Here is a 1533-nt window from a genome sequence, read left to right as displayed (position 1 = left end):
TGAGGGCAGCCGCCGTAAACAAGACATTCACCCCGATGTGACAGGCCATCTCCCAGACTTGAGGCTCGTGGCCAGGTTCTTGCCGTCCGCGCCGGCGGGAGCGCTGGACAGGGATCGTCCGCCGACCGGAAATTGGGAGAGAGGAGGGAAACCCTGCCCGCACCAGGGATCCCTGCCCTTGGGAGCGATGCACTCGTGGAGCAACAGAGATGTCCAGCCGCGGCCCAGCAACCTGCTCTGCACGCATAGACACGTGGCGAGCCGGGGTACGGGAAGAAGACTTGGGTGTCACGGGTGAAGGGAAGAAAATAGGGGGACGATGAACCACCTCTGCTGCCAAGAAGCGCAGCTAGGGCCTATTGAAGCCGATTTTTCCAGGTGTGTCAGGCTTTGCCGCAAAACATTTTTATTCTTGGGCTTTCTTGGGCTCTGCCACTTCGCCAAGCTCAGCAAACGGATGGCGGGATCCCAGGCAATGGCCAACGCGGGGCAGGAAACGCGCTAGGCTAGAGGTTCGAATAGCGGAAAGGCTCTGCACCGTTCAAAGGACAAGGGCGGCACAGGGCTTGTGCAGATGCAAGTCGGATCCACATCATGCGCATTGCCATCACGGGGGGGAGTGGTTTTATCGGGCGTCGCTTGGTGGCCCGTTTGCTGGAGCAAGGGGATCAGGTTTTGGTCTTGACCCGCCGCCCGGAGCAGGCCCGCCGCATTTTGGGGGAATCCCCCAACCTCAAGCTGCTGCCCTACGATCCCTACCAACCGCAAGCCTGGGCAGCCGCCCTGGAAGGGTACGAGGGGATTGTCAACTTGGCCGGAGAGCCTTTGGCTTCTTCTCGCTGGACAGAGACCAAGAAAAAAGAAATCCGTCGTAGCCGTGTGGAAACCACCCAGGCCCTTGTCCAAGCCCTCGCCTCCCTCAACCAAAAGCCCCAGGTGATGATCAGCAGCTCGGCGGTGGGTTACTACGGATCCCATCCGGCAGGAGAACCCTTAACAGAGACGGATCCCCCGGCCCAAGATTTTCTGGCAGGAGTCTGTCAGGCCTGGGAAGCTGCCGCCCGGCCGGTTGAGGAATTGGGGATCCGTTTGGCCATCCTGCGCACGGGGATTGTGTTGGGGCCGGATGGAGGAGCGCTGGGGCAGATGCTGGCCCCCTTTCAGTTCTTTATCGGCGGAACGATCGGCTCCGGCAAACAATGGCTGTCTTGGATCCACCGCGAGGATTGGGTGAGCTTGGTCTGCTTCCTGCTGGAGCAGGGATCCGGAGTGTTCAACGCCACCGCTCCCAACCCGGTGCAGATGGAAGAGTTTTGCCGAACCTTAGGCCAGGTCTTGGGTCGTCCCTCTTGGTTGCCTGTGCCGGAGCTGGCGTTGGAACTGCTGTTGGGCGAGGCAGCTCAAGTGGTTTTGACGGGGCAGAAAGTGATCCCGCAAGCGGCTTTGCAGATGGGCTTTACCTTCCAGTACCCACAACTGAAAGAGGCATTACGACAGATCCTCCTGATACATTTACGCTGAACACTGCTGAAC

Annotated in this window: 1 protein-coding gene and 1 pseudogene; one reads left to right on the top strand and one right to left on the bottom strand. The window is 59.8% G+C overall.

The annotated features are described in order from the left end of the window. Nucleotides 1-292, bottom strand: a pseudogene (locus tag NW856_RS11535) (hypothetical protein); the annotation flags it as partial. 302 nt (nt 293-594) lie between these two features. Here NW856_RS11535 and NW856_RS11530 point away from each other — a divergent pair. Further along, nucleotides 595-1521, top strand: coding sequence for a TIGR01777 family oxidoreductase (locus NW856_RS11530; protein ID WP_414400383.1), 927 nt, complete (start codon nt 595-597; stop codon nt 1519-1521). The last annotated feature ends 12 nt before the right edge of the window (nt 1522-1533 follow it).

Origin of the sequence: Synechococcus sp. R3-13, assembly GCF_047462195.1 — a bacterium.
Classification (GTDB): Bacteria; Cyanobacteriota; Cyanobacteriia; order Thermostichales; family Thermostichaceae; genus Thermostichus.
This window is presented reverse-complemented; position numbering and strand designations above follow the sequence as displayed.